Source organism: Paraburkholderia sp. USG1, assembly GCF_031570135.1.
Classification (GTDB): Bacteria; Pseudomonadota; Gammaproteobacteria; order Burkholderiales; family Burkholderiaceae; genus Paraburkholderia; species Paraburkholderia dioscoreae.
Genome location: NZ_JAMWXW010000005.1, coordinates 131020 through 146056, shown reverse-complemented (window position 1 = coordinate 146056; position 15037 = coordinate 131020). Strand labels below are relative to the sequence as shown.

Below are 15037 nucleotides of genomic sequence, written 5' to 3'. Positions count from 1 at the left end.
GGTATCGTTCATTTCGCCAGCACCACTCCGGTCATCCCAGCGTTGATTGCCGGCAGCAACAATGACAGCACGCGATTGAAGCGAACCAGTCCGTTGCCGTCGACATAGACGACGTCTTTTGGCTGAAGCATGAATTCATTGGCCAACACCATCGCGACCGGCGACTTCGCGTCGAGATGGAAAACGTCCGGCTTACTCGCGCCGTGCCCGCGGATCACGAAGACCTGAGCGGCATCGGCGGTATTGCTGTTGATGCTGCCGGCTTGCGAGAGCGCATCGCCTAGCGACAGCGAACCGTTGCGCAGCGGCAGCGCGAGCGTCGGCCTGGTGACCTCTCCCATCACGTAGACACCGCTATCCTCGCGCGACATCACACGCAGTACGTCACGGTTTTCCAGAACGATGTGCGCGGGATTGATGCCTTTGTCGAGCAGGCTCGTCAGACTGAGTACGTAGCGCGCCGATCCGCGCATGAGTTCGATACGGCTGCTGTCCGCCGTGGGTTGCAGGCCGCCGGCGCGGTCGACCGCGTCGACCAGGGTCATCGGCACGTCGTTAATCGGCTGAATACCTGGGCTGCGTACTTCGCCCTCGACATAGACCTGCTGGCTGCGAAACGACGCAATGCGAACCGTCACCTGCGGATTGTGAAATGCTGTCAGCGCGCGGGTCACCGCTACTTGCGCGTCGGCGGGCGTCATATCGCTCACGTGAATCGATCCCGCGTATGGAAACTGTACGTTTCCCTTCTGGTCGACCACGAAACCGCTCGCAGGGTCGCTGGCGCGCGGCGCACCGCCTGTTTGACCAGCCGGATTGGCCGCGGCCAGCTCCGGATGGTCCCACAGGGTGATTTGCAGGACATCGCCCGGGCCGATACGGTACGCGGCGTTCTGGTTTGCGGCGGCAAGCAGTTCGGCGCTTCGCAACGAGGTGCTCCCATCGAACTCGCGCATGCGGTTGACGAGATCGACGTCGACTTCCTGAATGGGTACGTTCAGCGCCTGGGCCGGCGCGCCATCACGCGGAGCCGACAGCGGCAGGGTCTGTTTGTCAGTCATGCGCATCCCCGGCGATGCCGCGCACGCAGCCAGTGACAGACAGAACCCCGCAAGCGAGAGACGGCGCCATAGCGGCGACTGAAACCTGACTAGCTCGTTGTTTGGCCGAATATTCATTTTTTTTCCTTGCATTGTTGTTTCTCTTCGACTGCTGCCGCTAGGAGTGAATGCTCACGTTATTCGGTATCCTTATGATTAAAAGTCACTATGGGTGAGAGAAATCGTCATGCCTCGCTACTCAATGGGGTGACGCTGTCCAAGGCGAACCCGCCCACGGCGAATTGTTCCAAGGTGGCGCGGTCTCTGCCAGATCGCGTGCTTTTGCTGCAAAATCGCTGCCTACCAAGCTTGCGTGCCCGGACGAGCCGTGGCGCCGCGCAACCTGCCGCGACGATTTCGCGCCGGGAGTCATCAAGCTGCGCTCTGTCGGGAGCAACGCGTAATCGTCGCGCCAGGCGGACTGGCTGCTTCCCATCGAAGGCACGAGAGGCAGTACGGACGTGCCCTTGACTCCCGCACTTGACGTTGCGCCTGCCCACCGCGAGCTTGGACCCGATTGCCTGGTCTGATCAGCGACGCCCGCCTGAACCGTCGCTGAAGCAATGGCGATAAGCAGCGACACCACTGCCCGGTTGCGCATGAGCCGATCCATTTTCAATTCACCGCTCCGCGCGTTTCGGTTACGCCCACGCGGGCCACCCAGTGTTCGAGCGCATGTTCGATGTGCTGTGCGACCATCTCGAACACCGCTTCCGGTTTGCCGAACGGATCGGGAATGTCCTGCTTCGTCGTTTGATCGAGTTGAAACACGCGGCCTCGAGCAAACGGATAGCGACGCTCCAATTCCCGGCATTGCGCATTCGTCATCGCGAGAATCAACGCGGATTCACGCACGTGACCCAAATGAACTTGCTGTGCCACATGACCGCCGAGAGCGATACCGCGCCGGGTCATCACGTCGATGGCAAGGCGTGCTGCGGGCCGTCCCGCGAGCGCCACCAAACCCGCGGAGCGCACCGCCAGATTCGGTACTGCCCGCGACAGCAGCGCACCGGCCATCGGACTGCGGCAGACGTTGCCGTCGCAGATAATCAGAGCCTGTTCGATCATGTGCGTGGTAGATCCGAGTTCATTTGAACAAGACCACGGACTATCGTCGTGAACACGTTTTGCATATCGCGTACGCTTGCGCACATCGATTGAAAACCGAACATCGTCCCTCTCCCCGGAGTAAGCATCACCGCGTGAACTGATCAGACGCGGCCGTAGGTATCGTCGAAGCGGACGATGTCGTCTTCGCCGAGATAGCTTCCGGACTGCACCTCAATCATCTCGAGCGGCAACCGGCCGGGGTTTTCAAGTCGATGCGTCACGCCGACGGGGATATAGGTCGACTCGTTCTCGCTGAGCAAAAAGCGCTCGTCGCCGCGCGTGACCATGGCGGTGCCACGCACGACGGTCCAGTGCTCGGCGCGGTGGTGATGCATCTGCAACGAGAGGCTCGCGCCCGGATCCACCAGGATCCGCTTGACCTGAAAGCGCTCGCCCCGGTCGATCGAGTCATACCAGCCCCACGGGCGGCGCACCAGCCGATGCGACGTAGCTTCCGGCGCTCGCGAAGACGCGATCCGGCCGACTACGGATTTGACTGCCTGAACATGCGCACGATCGACCACCAACACGGCATCGGCGGTCTCGACCACGGCCACATTCGTCACGCCGACACACGCTACAAGACGACCCTCCGAGTGCGCGTAGCATCCCGTGGCACCTTCGAACATGACGCGGCCGCGTCCCGCGTTACCGTCCGTGTCCTTATCGAGTGCTTCCCACACGGCGCTCCACGAGCCGAGATCTGACCAGCCCGCATCGAGGGGAACGGCGAGCGCGACCGGCGCTTCCGGCCAGTCGGCGAGCTTCTCCATCACCGCGTAGTCGATCGAGTCGCTCGGGCAAGCATCGAACGCATCGCGCGCGGGGCGAAAACATGTGCCTTCACGCGTGCCTGCCGTCACGGAACGCTCGCAAGCCGAGTGGATGTCCGGGGCGAACTGCGCGATTGCAGCGAGCCACACGCTCGCTCGCACCACGTAAATGCCGCTGTTCCAGAGATAGTTGCCGGCCTCGATATATTGCGAGGCGATTTCCGGAGCCGGCTTCTCGACGAAGCCGTCGAGCCGCATGCCGCCTTCCACGCCTTCTGCTCGCACCGATTCGCCCAACCGCAGATAGCCGAAGCCGGGATCCGCGCGGCTCGGCACGATCCCTAGCGTCGCGACGCAACCGAGCTGCGCGTAAGCGATCGCGAGATCGAGTGCACGATGGAACGACTCGACGTTGTCGATGGTGTGATCAGCGGGCATTACGACGAGTACGGCATCCCCGTGCTCAACGCGCACCAACTCGGCGGCGATGGAAAGCGCGGGTGCCGTGTCACGTCGAGCGGGCTCGAGTACGATCGAGGCTTGCAGTCCGCTCAGCGTCAATTGGCGAGTTGTAACGTGACGATGCTCTTCGCCACAGACCACGAGCGGTGTTGCAACCGTCCGCTTGGCGGCGATGGCCGAGGCGCGGCGCAAGGTTGCGGCGAGCAGCGTCTCATCGCCGATCACGCTCGCTAATTGCTTCGGATGGTGTTCGCGCGAAATCGGCCAAAGGCGCGTTCCCGCCCCTCCGGCGAGCACCACTGGCACGACTGTCGTCACCCCGCGATCCAGCGATTCCTGAACGTGCGCGCCGGAGAACAACCGAGCGAGATCACTCGTGACATCATTTTTTGTATTCATCGTTCACAACCCCCGGAACCATAATCCGACAACACTTGGAGAAAGCGCATCGAGACGCTTTTCTTTTTCTGAATTCGAGCCGAATCCGCTGCACTCCCTCACACTCGAACGACGTCGAAGTTGCTTGGGTTGGTCTGGACAGTGGATCTGGGCAGCGCCTCTCTCAGACAGACGCTTATCGCACGTGTATAAATGCAAGCTCCATGCCAACGCATCGGCAGCGCGAGTCAGTTCGTTTAACGTTGCTAACGAGAACGATAGTGCCGGTTGAGAGCCTGATTCGGAGGGGCTTTACAGTGCTTGACACGATGCAGGCGCCGCGCTCTGACGTCCTAAGACATCCGGCATCAAAGCGGCCCGAGAGAAAACGTGACGTAACACCGGGGTAACGCGCACGGCGCTGTAACGTGACACGGCATTGCCCGAAGCAATCGGCAAGCCGGCACGACCGGATTGGCATGGGTGCCGAACGGCGAGTGTGTATTTGACGGGAGGCCGCGCAGTCGTCGCGTTTAAAAAGGGGACTGTTTTAAACCGCGGCACACTCGCTCAATCGATACGCTGTCTCCAACGGAAGATGTCCATCGTTTGCGCTTCGTCGAGGATCTGGCGGGCAGCGTCCGATTGTTGCTGGGTGTACCACGCTTCCGTCACGAGCGGCGCGACGTATTGCCGGTAATGAGCGACATGGACAGGCAGGTAGATCAACGATGTCAGCCAGTACAGCATCGCGCATCCAGCGAGTACTCCGCTCAGCGAGACACGACCGGGATGACGCTGGGTGAATTGTGCCGCGGACAATGCGACGACACTGCAAGCGTATAGACATGAGATCAGCTTGTAACGCACGGGCACCCAATCGTCGACACTCGCACTCACGCGAACGACTGTGATGGCGAGAAAAGCAGCCAGCAGAAAGAGCATGAATGCGGCGAGCGCCGGGCGTTCAGCTAATGCGCCCTCGCGAACCAGCCGGTAATGCACCCACACCAACCCGATGCCCGTGAAAAAAGGAATCGCCACGAACGCGACTGGCAAATGCATTGCGCGATTGTTCAACATGGCAAGCGAGCCGATCTGAACGAACAGATAGACAACCCGAAGCGGTATCGAGGTGTGCGCGCCGAGACTTGCATCGGCGGGTGGGGACAGCATGGGCGACATGGTCGCGTGCAAATCGTAGTGCCTGAAATACAGTCCGATCACGATCGCACTGGAGACAGCGGCCCATGCCGCGCGACGCCAGTCGCGCTGACGCAGCAAAAACACCGTGGCCAGCGGCAGGCCGATGAGTCCGTTAGCCTGCGAAGCCGCACTCGCGAGCAGCGCGGCAAACCCCGCCCAGGTTCGCCCGGAGAACAGCGCCCAGAAACCGAGGATCGCGAAGGCATAGACACCGACATTGGACACGGCAGCCATCGGAAAAGACAGCAGGCGAAAAAAAGAGAAGTTGAATAGCAGGCAAGCAATAATGAGGACGCTCGCTGCGGCACTTCGACCAAGATGACGTGCGTTGTCCGGAGCGTCTATGGATGCCTTGATGGAACCCGCAGCCAGCAGCAAAAGAAGATTGCCAAAGAGGTTGAGTCCCCAGAAGGAGACATGCCCCAGCAGCATCCAACTGGCGACGGCGCTCAGATGGGTCGTAATGACGCGATGCTGATTGTTTTGGCTGATCAGCACCGCGATCCAGTCCGATACGCCGGGCCGCCTTGCCAGATTGACCACGGGCTCCAAGATTGAAAAGAAGTCGTCAAAGTACGGGCCGTTTGGGCAGAAAGCGGCCACCACTGCGTAATAGACAATTACGACGCATCCGGCGAGCATTGCAGACGCCGTCAGCTTAGGTGCGCGCTTCGCGGCCATACGGATCGAGCCAATGCTCGTACTTCGCAAATCCATGGTTATCATCCATCTGTTTGGCGTTATAGACTCGCCACGCGCCCTACCGGCCGAACGCATCCGGACCCGCTGCGGATCCGGACTGCACGCAAGGTCTTTCCCCGCGGTTTCGCGGCAATCTGCTTACTGCGACGAACTTCCCGTGCCGCCTGTCGCCCCGTTGCTCCCGCCCGAAAGAGGTGCCAACGCCCCAGCCGCCAACGCTGCAGCTGCCAGCGATGCAGCCGGTTGTCCATCACTCGTGATTGCCCCGGCTGCGAGCAACGTTTCTAGATCCGCGTCCGCACCCGGCGCGCCGGGCGTGAAAGAAACTGTCAGGAACGAAGATGAGGAAAGCGTTATTCCGTACAGCTTCTGGATCAGCGCGGCAACCGCAGACTCAGCATTCGCGATCACCGCACTATTCGTCAGTGCATTCTGGATCGACGCGTTGGTCGAGATGCCCGCAAGCAACCCGTTCACGTTCGTCCCCAGTTGGCCTGCGAGATAGCTCAACAGCAATTGCGTCAATGGCGTCACGTTGAACGTTCCCGCGCCGGCCGCAAACGAGTTGATCTTGATTGCGCCGTTAGTCGCAGAAATGGCGCAAGGCCCGTCGAACGCAAACGTTGCCGAATACGCTCCATTGGAATTCGCCGTCGCGCTCCCTGATCCATTCTTGCAGGTCAGCGTCACGCTCGCGTTAGCGAGTGCCGCGCCGACAGCGGCTGTGCCGCTTACCGTCGCACCCGGCGCATTGCCGCTATCGTGGCCGCCTCCGCACGCGACCAGCGCACTAGTCGCAAGCATCATCGATGCGAACTGCAGCGTGCGCAGCGTGGCGCCGTTAAGAAGCTTCATCGCTATCTCCAAAGAAGATCATTCACAATTGACTGGCACAACTACCGGTGCATCGCTAACGCCTTTCAACCCGTTCCCGTAGGTATCGCGACAAAGTGCGATGCGCGTCGAAAGAACCCTTGCGTCCGCCTGAGGTTGCGTTCTATTCGCGTCGCCATCACGCCGCCCATACCGCAAATACGCATCTCGCATCCGATAAAGCTGCATGGAGAAGTACTCTCCACTAAAGCGCCCTTGATTCAACAAGAACTGCTGCGTGCTATACGGGAAGCTCATGCTCTCTGCCCCGTTCGCCGACAGATAATTCGTCGATCCAACCCGCGTACGGAAATCCAGTTCGAACTGCCCCGTCCCGTCCACCTGACTAATCCCCGGCTTCATGCCCTGCCGCAGCGTGAGCGGAAAGCTCACCGCAGCGCCCACAAACGTGCCTTGCCCGCTATGCTCGCCGTGCACGCTGACGGACACGTCGTCGAACCAGCGCGTGAACGTCGCGACCGGACCTTTGTCCCCACCGACAAAGCGCGCGACGCCTGCCTCGATCCACAGCTTCCACGACGGCTGCACCCAGCGGTACGTCAGTTGCGCGTTCTTCTCACTCAGCAAGGTGTCGTGGCCGGATTCACGATGCAAATAAGCGAGGCGCAAACGGATCAAGTCAGGCCGACCGGGCACGGACACAGTCGTTTCGTTTTGCACGCCGACATACGAGTAGTCGAACTTGCCCACCGACGCCACGTTGAAAACCCCCGGCATGATCCAGAAGCTCTGCGCCAACGCAACCGCATTCAGCCCTCCACGCAAGCGGTAGTCGCTAAAGACATGACCCTCATCCATATTCTTCGTGTTGTAGAGCGGCGCGATATAGCTCGCGTATAACTCCGCACCGCGCCAGAGTGGGACAAATCCCTCGATGTTGGCACCGAGAGATACATCAAAAACGCCGTACTCAGTACCGTACAGATAGCTCACTATCGGTTCGATCTGAATGCGCGTCAGCCCATGCGTGTGCTCATTGCCATGCCACGCAATAGAGTCCGGGTCATATGTCGGCCGCGTGCTCATGGTCAGCGAGGCGCTGGCGGCTGATGCCGCACCGCCTGCAATGAACTGCGCAAACGCGGCCCGATCGACAACGACTTCGCCCAACGGCTCATTCGCCTTCTTGATGACCACGTGAATCTTCTCTGTGCCGTGCGGCGCATTCACGCTTGCCACACCGAGCGCGATGCCAATCGCGTCGACCTCGTTCTGGTTGTAACGATGGTTTTCATATTCGACGACCAGGTCACGCCCACTCACGCCGACACGTACACGCTCCAGACCGGCTGCAAAAAGTTGCGCGGCAATTTCGTCGAGTGCGGATGTATCGAGCGCATCCGGCATGGCAGGAGCCGGCGAATCCAACGATCTGGCGGGCGCGATTTCACTCAGCATTACCGACGCATACGACTGCAGTGGCGGCACGTACGCGATCGGCGCACCGGCAAGAGCGTTCACGCTGCTTGCCGAGTTCCGCACGTCGATCGGCCTTAGACTTGCGAGCCTGATCGACACTTGCTCGTCATCCTCTGCCGCTTGCACCGGCAACGCTTGCGGCCCCTCGCACAATCCATCGGTACAACGCTGCGCGCTAAAGCGCTTGCCCAGCGGAATCTGAATACCCACGGAAAACGACGTGCGCGGCGAAACGCCGGTTGTCGAACGGATCGAGCGCATCAGTGTGCCGATCACGTTTGCATCGGCGAGCCAGCTAATTCGAGGCGACTGGTAACGGACGCCCGCGTAAGGCGTTCTCGAATCGTCTTCCGCCAACAGCGACAAGCCGGTATTCCAGAGCGATAACTGCGCACCGCCGAAAAATCCGTCAAGCCGATCTCCTTGTCCATAACCGGCAGTCAACGTCACCGGTCCAAACGCCTGTGACACCACGCCGTATTTCGAGCGGAAAAAATGCGTCTGTCCGCCTATGTCCGTCAAACCGAATGCGATGCTCGGCTGATATTTAAAGAACTTCGGCACTTCGATTTTTATGTCACCGATCAAGTGACGAAAAAAAAAGTGGTCCGCATTCGTAAAGGGCGCGTGAACATTGCCCGGATAATTCGCAAGCCCGCCGGAAAGCTCGACATACGGCAACATCCCGACGGCGCCCCAATACATCTGCGCGTCCGTCGCCTGTTTCCCGTAGCGCGGATCGATATAGTTGTTGTACTGCACTTCCACCGTACCTTCCGGCAATGCAAACGCATACGGAATGGCGAGCCCACCCGCCTGACCCAACGCGTTTAGCGCGGGTTCCACAGCGAATGCAGAGGCCGGGAATGTCAGGGAAACTGCCAAGGCCACTGCTCTCCGAGCCGATAGTGGTGTTTGTCCGCGCAATGTCGTGGCCATGTTTTGTTGTTGTGGGTCCGTCAATACGCGTTGCTATGGACGAAGCCCTTCGCAATCGTCGCGACGACAATCCTCATGTCGAGGCCGAATGACCAGTTACGCAGGTAATACAGATCGTGTTCGACGCGCCCTTGCATCTTCTCGATCTGATCCGTTTCCCCGCGGAATCCGTTGATCTGCGCCCATCCAGTGATGCCCGGCTTGATGCGGTAACGGTGGATATATCCGTTGACCACTTTCTGGTAGAGCTCGTCGTGTTCGAGCGCATGCGGCCGCGGGCCGACGACCGACATGTGGCCGCACAGCACATTGAAGAACTGCGGAAGCTCGTCGAGACTCGTACGCCTAAGAAATGCTCCGACTCGCGTAATACGCGGATCGCCTTTCGTGGCCTGCCTGATGACCCCGGATTCAACAGCATGGGCGCGCATCGAACGAAACTTGTAGATCCTGAAGATGCGTCCGTCCGCACCCTTGCGCTTCTGCGTGAAAAACACCGGTCCGCGCGACGACAACTTGACGGCGGCCGCGATGGTAATCAGCAAAGGAGCGAGTGCAATAAGCGCCAGTGCGGCGAATGCGCGATCGAATATCTCCTTCTTCAACAAGGCGCGTGCCGGCACTGGCGATGCCACCAGATTGATCGCGGGCATACCGATCAAATCGATCACATCGCTGTCGAAAAGCGCGACGCTGCGCATGTCCGGCACGAAGCGCACGTTCACGAGATCGTCGCGGAACTCACTCACGAAACGCGAGATGACCTGCTCTTCCGACAATGGCAGTGCGAGCCACAGTTCCTGCACGCCCTGGGATCTGACGTAGGCAGCAAATTTATTTACGTCGTCAAAAACCGGCACTCCTGATCCGACAATGCCCATAACCGGCCGCAGATCGAATGCCACTACCGCGCGAAAGCCGCTGGCCGACGCGCTTTCGATATTGCGTACCACCTGCTGACAATGCGCGCCACATCCGACCACAGCGACCCGGCGCAGATTGAGTCCGGCATGCCGGACGCGTTCCAGCACGATACGCACGGCCACGCGCGAAACGATCAGCGCGCCGCCACTCAGCGCGGTCCAATACGCGAACCAGAGACGGGACACATAATCCGTACGATGCAGCGAGAACATCAGCACGAGCCCGCTGCCCTGAACAATGAGCCAGGCAAACGACACCTGTCCCACCAACCGCAACATGGCACGTCCACGCCATGAGCCATAAACGCCGAGCACTGGAAAAAGAACCAGCGTAAAAGCCGCTGCAAACGTTACGAACGCGCTGTCAATTCGATTCTGCGCAAGATCCCCAAACCTCACTTGCGCCGCAGCCAATGCGCCCGACACGACAAGCATCACGTCGAGCAAACGCGCAATCGGGCTCTGCAACCCCGATATCGCCCCTATCTGCGGTCTAAAGTTTGCCGTGTCCATTTTTACCCCCACGCTGGTCTCTCGCGCCAAACGTTTATGTAGAGCTGTTGAACCTGTGTCGGCTTCAACAGTTCTTATCTCGTGTTTCCATCACCTCGTTATTCGCGACAACAACACCCCGGCGCGAAAACCTGTTTTTGCTCATCCAGTCGCAAGACATGCCGGCCTGATGAACACAACAAATGGGCGATCTTTTTTCGACATGCCACGCGTGTCCAACTCACATGGGCACCGCAGCCACTATGTCGACACAGCGCGATCTTGGCGGAAGATCGCGCTGCGTTGAGAAGACTGGCCTGATGCCCCCCGACCAGGCCGGTCGTTTGAAACGGCGTCCACTGCTACATATGTTTATGCTTCTACGTCTTGTGCTATTTGCGCAGCGCGCCACCTTTAAAGCACCAAGCGTGCCAATCATTTTCATTCTTGCGGACGTCAGCTTGTATGCTGCCGAGAGGTGCTTGCCAGCGTGGTCGGCGAGAAAAACCCGGAGTAGCGAACTGCCTGCGGACCCTGACTCCATCGCAGCGGACCATCCGCGTTACGTAACGTCGCGGTTCGTTGTCACGGCTCGCGACGTAGCGCGAGCATGCTGGCCAACCCGGCTTGCGGACGCGGGAACAGAGTTCCCTGTGCCAACGCGTCAGGCCATCGGCTCAGCCACTGGAGTTGTTCTTTGGTATCGACACCGCTCACCACGACTCGCACATCGAGTGCGTGAAGCAGATCCATGAGCGCCGTCATCACAGTGCCTGCACGCGCGTCACGTGGCACTGTCGCCATCAACTCACGCGCGATCGTGACGGTATCCACATCGAGGCCGCCGAGCAGCGCCATCGACGAGCCACCATTGCCCCAGTTGCCGAGCGTGATGCTGACACCAACATCCCGAAGACTCGCAGTCAACGTGCGTAGAGAGAGCAGTTTTGCCGCTTCAGCGCTGTCTGAAACTTCAATTTCAAACAGCCGGGACGGCACGTCGTAAGAGTCGGCCACGCTCGCGATCTCGTCCGCGAACGATTCGTGCAGCGCCACGTGCGCCGGCATCGCGATCGCGACCGGCTGCAACGGTAGGTTCGCAACGAGACAGCCGTGTAGCTCGCGGCATACTCCAGCCACGACGAACGAAGCCATTTCCAAGGCGGCCTGCGGATGGTCGAGCGCCGTCATGAAGAGACCCGGAAGCAGCACGCCGTAATCCGGATGCTTCCAGCGAACCTGCGCTTCCAGTCGCGCCAACGTCCCGCTGGCGGCTCGATAAGCGCCCTGAAACACGAGATGAAATTCACCCGCGCTCAATCCCCGCCGGATTCGGCTTTCGAATTCACTCAGTTCCACAGAAGCGCTGCCGGCATCATCCGGGCGGCTTTGAGCGAGGCGTACGTCACGTTTCGTAAGCGTGAGCGGTTCAGGTTCTGCATAGTCGAACGTGTGCATGACGGATTTGTCTTTTAATCCCGGCACTGTATGCACATGCCGTGCCAGGCGATTCGACCAGTGTTTGGGAAAACTGGATGAATTGCCGGAAACGCCCGTCACGCGCCGCATTGCGCGTATCCGATGCCACTTTCGCGAAGCATCATTTTTCTTTGCCAAACGTTTGCGAATCCCGACGCGTTACGTAGCGTTCCACAGCACGTTACGTTGCATCGCACGTCCACGTGACCGTGAAGAACGAACGCGAATACCTTTGACTATTTCTCGGGCGACGGATCAGGCAAGGAGCAATTAACGGCGCCGAAACACGGAACAATCTACCGCGATGCGCCGCAACAAGACAATTTGACCGCTCAAAAAAGATTTACTAGTATCGGCACAAATGCGGCAGACAACCCTGCGCATTCCTCACACTGTGTTCCGGGGCGGCCAATGCTACAAATCCCTCTCTCTGACGACGATTGGGCTCGCGTCCAGAGTCTCTTTCCCGATCTTCGGTCCACTCGCGGGCGGCCTCGCCGCAGCGATCGCGAGATTCTCAACGCGATACTCTGGGTTCAGCAAAAAAAAGAGAAATGGCACAGGCTTCCGGCCAATTTTCCGCCGCAGCAGACTTGTTATCTTCGGTACATGACCTGGAAGAAAACGGGAGTGCTGGACCAGGTGAATAAACTTCTTCCAATGTGCGGCCAGGAGTGGTCGAGCTGCTGACCGGCATTGCCGATTTGTTTCGCATGCCGTATCAATTGGACGCGAACCAATGCGTAGGAGTTCGCATCTGTCGCCGTGCACACATAGCACGCGGGTTGATAGGTCTCGCACACTCTCGCCGAGAGCTTCGATCCCGACCGTAGCGTCAAACCATCCGTGACTGCTCAACCGCAGCTCGCGGAAACGACACGCTGATATGCACGCCTTTACCACCCGCGCCGGGTTTCAGCGTGATGTCACCGTGATGAGCGTCCGCGATTTCACGAACGATAGCAAGACCTAGCCCGGTGCCTTCCGTATCCGTCGACGCCCGGAAAAACGGCTCGAATACACGGCTGCGAGATTCGGCAGGAATACCGGGACCGTCGTCCAGCACACTGACGGTGACAGTATCGCCTTCCGCATCCACGCCTACAGTGACGTGGCCACCGCTGCCGGTATAACGGATCGCATTCTCGGCGAGGTTCGCGATCAACGCCTGAAGCAGGCCACGATGTCCCGCAACCGGTGCGGGTCCGTTCAGTTCGGCCCCCAGATCGATGTCGCGGGCCTGTGCAAGCAGCGCGAGATCTTCCACTACTTCCAGGGCAAGCGGCACCAGGTCCACCGTTTCCACGGCGAGTTGGGTGGTGTCGGCGGCCTCGGCTTGCGCGAGCAATAGCAGCTTGTTCGTGAGCCCCACCATAGAACGGTTACTGCGGTGCATCGCAGCCAGTGCTTCATCGAGCGCGGAATTCAAACCGTCCTGCTGGCGCGCGAACTGCAACTGCGTGCCGAGCAGCGTAAGCGGCGTGCGCAACTGGTGCGCTGCGTCGGCGATAAAGCGGCGCTGCGCAGCCACCTGAACACCAAGCCGCGAAATGCACTGATTGATCGCTTCGACAATCGGCCGCAATTCAGTATGCAGGCGCTCGACACGAATCGGCTCGAGTTGCATAGGATCGCGGTCCGCCACATCCTCTTTCACCTTCATTAGCGGCCGCAATTCAAAGGTCAGACCGATGCAGACCAAGGCGACCGCAAGCACGATCATCTCGATCTGCCGCACGAGTTGCGGCTGCCACAACTGCTGGGCCATTGCGTCGCGCGAGCGCACCGTTTTACCGACCGTCACGCGCACGCGGCGCGTCGCGCCGTTGTCGTACATGAGACGCACGAGGCCGACCGCGCGCACGGAATGCCCCTGCAGATGCGTGTCGTAATGATCCGGTGTATCCGGTGCCTGCTCCGGACGCGCCGGGAAATCAGGCGTGCCTGCGAGCAGACGCCCTTCGTCGACACTCACGCTGTAGAACACCTGATCGCGGTAAGGCGACACGAATACTTCGAGCGCGGCGGGCGGCACATCCACGCGCAGGAAGCCGTCCACCCATTCCACTTCGCCTGCGATCATGCGCGCCGACGAGATCAACTGATTGTCCTGCACCAGATCCGCCGTGCGCCGCGCATTGTCGTATTCAGCCTTGCCGGTCACGAACACGTATAACGCGAGCGGCACCAGCAGCCACCACAACAGGCGCATGCGCAAGCTATTGGTCATCTTCTTTCTTGCGCAGCAGATAGCCGAGCCCGCGCAGCGTGACGATAGCTGCCGAACTGCCGTCGAGTTTCTTGCGCAGACGTGAAATATAGATCTCCACAGCGTCTTCGCTCGGCTCGTCTGCGAGCGTGAAGATCGCGTCGACCAGAGCTGGCTTCGTGACGGTTTTGCCCAGCCGCAGGATCAGCGTTTCGAGCACCGAACGCTCGCGCGGCGTAACGTTCAGCGGTGCGCCCTTGAGTGTGAACTGCCGCGTATCGATGTCGAACGCCAGATCGCCGCATACCACTTCGCTCGCCTTTGAGGGCGACTGCCGCCGGATCGCCACCTTGATCCGCGCGATCAGCTCGCGCACTTCGAACGGCTTGACCAGGTAATCGTCCGCGCCGGCTCCGAGCAATTCCACCTTTTCGTCGATCGAACCGCTTGCCGTCAGAATCAGCACCGGCGTCGCATCGCCGCGCTGGCGCAAACGACGCAGCACGTTCTTGCCCGACAGCTTGGGCAGATTCAGGTCGAGCAGGATCACGTCGTAGTGGTTGGTGCGCAGCAACTGGTCGGCCGCGTCGCCGTCCTGCACGGCGTCGAACGCGAACGCCTCCTGCTCCAGCATCTTCGCGAGCCAGTGCGCCAGCGTGGGGTTGTCTTCGATAAGCAGCAGCTTCATGGCGGGAGCGGCAAAAGTCAGGCCGTCGATTGTGCCGTAAAACAAGGGGTTTGCGCGCTTCCTCTGTGGTTTGCGGCATACGTTGCGGAGTTTGGGCCGGGCGTTGGGGTGAGATTTTGGCGAGGTCGCGGCGAGGTTTCGGGTTAACACCCATGATTTGCCCCCGGCCCAGAAAGCTACCAGAAGGTTTCCAATTTCTATAATCGCCGTCATTCACCCAGAAAGCGCCGCATGCATCACCCAGCGGCGACCAAACCTAA

At 59.8% G+C, this 15037-nt stretch carries 11 protein-coding genes; 1 reads left to right on the top strand and 10 read right to left on the bottom strand.

Annotation, left to right across the window (positions count from 1 at the left end):
* Window positions 1-8 precede the first annotated feature (8 nt).
* From NE850_RS08800 to NE850_RS08765, 8 genes are all read right to left on the bottom strand, one after another.
* Complete coding sequence (locus tag NE850_RS08800; RefSeq protein ID WP_232064391.1) at window positions 9-1061, bottom strand: polysaccharide biosynthesis/export family protein; 1053 nt, start codon at window positions 1059-1061, stop codon at window positions 9-11.
* 654 nt (window positions 1062-1715) lie between these two features.
* Window positions 1716-2171, bottom strand: a complete 456-nt coding sequence (locus tag NE850_RS08795; RefSeq protein WP_165189272.1) for a protein tyrosine phosphatase — start codon at window positions 2169-2171, stop codon at window positions 1716-1718.
* Between the two features lie 143 nt (window positions 2172-2314).
* The gene (locus NE850_RS08790; RefSeq protein ID WP_165189275.1) at window positions 2315-3847 is read right to left on the bottom strand and encodes a mannose-1-phosphate guanylyltransferase/mannose-6-phosphate isomerase; all 1533 of its coding nucleotides are present in this window, start codon (window positions 3845-3847) and stop codon (window positions 2315-2317) included.
* A gap of 549 nt (window positions 3848-4396) precedes the next feature.
* The gene (locus NE850_RS08785) at window positions 4397-5809 is read right to left on the bottom strand and encodes a hypothetical protein (protein WP_310698645.1); all 1413 of its coding nucleotides are present in this window, start codon (window positions 5807-5809) and stop codon (window positions 4397-4399) included.
* Between the two features lie 63 nt (window positions 5810-5872).
* On the bottom strand, window positions 5873-6589 hold the full coding sequence (locus NE850_RS08780; protein WP_165189281.1) for a carboxypeptidase regulatory-like domain-containing protein: 717 nt from the start codon (window positions 6587-6589) through the stop codon (window positions 5873-5875).
* 18 nt (window positions 6590-6607) lie between these two features.
* On the bottom strand, window positions 6608-8986 hold the full coding sequence (locus NE850_RS08775) for a YjbH domain-containing protein (RefSeq protein ID WP_165189284.1): 2379 nt from the start codon (window positions 8984-8986) through the stop codon (window positions 6608-6610).
* Window positions 8987-9006: 20 nt separating this feature from the next.
* Window positions 9007-10386 carry an undecaprenyl-phosphate glucose phosphotransferase gene (locus NE850_RS08770; protein ID WP_310698701.1) on the bottom strand — a complete coding sequence of 460 codons (1380 nt, stop codon included), beginning with the start codon at window positions 10384-10386 and terminating at the stop codon, window positions 9007-9009.
* A gap of 600 nt (window positions 10387-10986) precedes the next feature.
* Window positions 10987-11859 carry an EAL domain-containing protein gene (locus NE850_RS08765; RefSeq protein WP_232292849.1) on the bottom strand — a complete coding sequence of 291 codons (873 nt, stop codon included), beginning with the start codon at window positions 11857-11859 and terminating at the stop codon, window positions 10987-10989.
* A gap of 432 nt (window positions 11860-12291) precedes the next feature.
* On the opposite strand from NE850_RS08765, the gene NE850_RS39430 reads away from it, so the two are divergent.
* Complete coding sequence (locus NE850_RS39430) at window positions 12292-12570, top strand: transposase (protein ID WP_165189287.1); 279 nt, start codon at window positions 12292-12294, stop codon at window positions 12568-12570.
* 145 nt (window positions 12571-12715) lie between these two features.
* On the opposite strand, the gene NE850_RS08760 is transcribed toward NE850_RS39430, so the two are convergent.
* Complete coding sequence (locus NE850_RS08760) at window positions 12716-14110, bottom strand: sensor histidine kinase (protein ID WP_310698644.1); 1395 nt, start codon at window positions 14108-14110, stop codon at window positions 12716-12718.
* The gene (locus NE850_RS08755; protein ID WP_310698643.1) at window positions 14100-14777 is read right to left on the bottom strand and encodes a response regulator; all 678 of its coding nucleotides are present in this window, start codon (window positions 14775-14777) and stop codon (window positions 14100-14102) included. Before NE850_RS08755 ends, NE850_RS08760 begins: the two co-directional genes overlap by 11 nt.
* Window positions 14778-15037 lie beyond the last annotated feature (260 nt).

Coding starts and splice junctions, on each gene's coding strand:
- NE850_RS08800 (WP_232064391.1), bottom strand. CDS start 1,061: ATGACTGACAAACAGACCCTGCCGCTGTCGGCTCCGCGTGATGGCGCG.
- NE850_RS08795 (WP_165189272.1), bottom strand. CDS start 2,171: ATGATCGAACAGGCTCTGATTATCTGCGACGGCAACGTCTGCCGCAGT.
- NE850_RS08790 (WP_165189275.1), bottom strand. CDS start 3,847: ATGAATACAAAAAATGATGTCACGAGTGATCTCGCTCGGTTGTTCTCC.
- NE850_RS08785 (WP_310698645.1), bottom strand. CDS start 5,809: ATGCGTTCGGCCGGTAGGGCGCGTGGCGAGTCTATAACGCCAAACAGA.
- NE850_RS08780 (WP_165189281.1), bottom strand. CDS start 6,589: ATGAAGCTTCTTAACGGCGCCACGCTGCGCACGCTGCAGTTCGCATCG.
- NE850_RS08775 (WP_165189284.1), bottom strand. CDS start 8,986: ATGGCCACGACATTGCGCGGACAAACACCACTATCGGCTCGGAGAGCA.
- NE850_RS08765 (WP_232292849.1), bottom strand. CDS start 11,859: ATGCACACGTTCGACTATGCAGAACCTGAACCGCTCACGCTTACGAAA.
- NE850_RS39430 (WP_165189287.1), top strand. CDS start 12,292: ATGCTACAAATCCCTCTCTCTGACGACGATTGGGCTCGCGTCCAGAGT.
- NE850_RS08760 (WP_310698644.1), bottom strand. CDS start 14,110: ATGACCAATAGCTTGCGCATGCGCCTGTTGTGGTGGCTGCTGGTGCCG.
- NE850_RS08755 (WP_310698643.1), bottom strand. CDS start 14,777: ATGAAGCTGCTGCTTATCGAAGACAACCCCACGCTGGCGCACTGGCTC.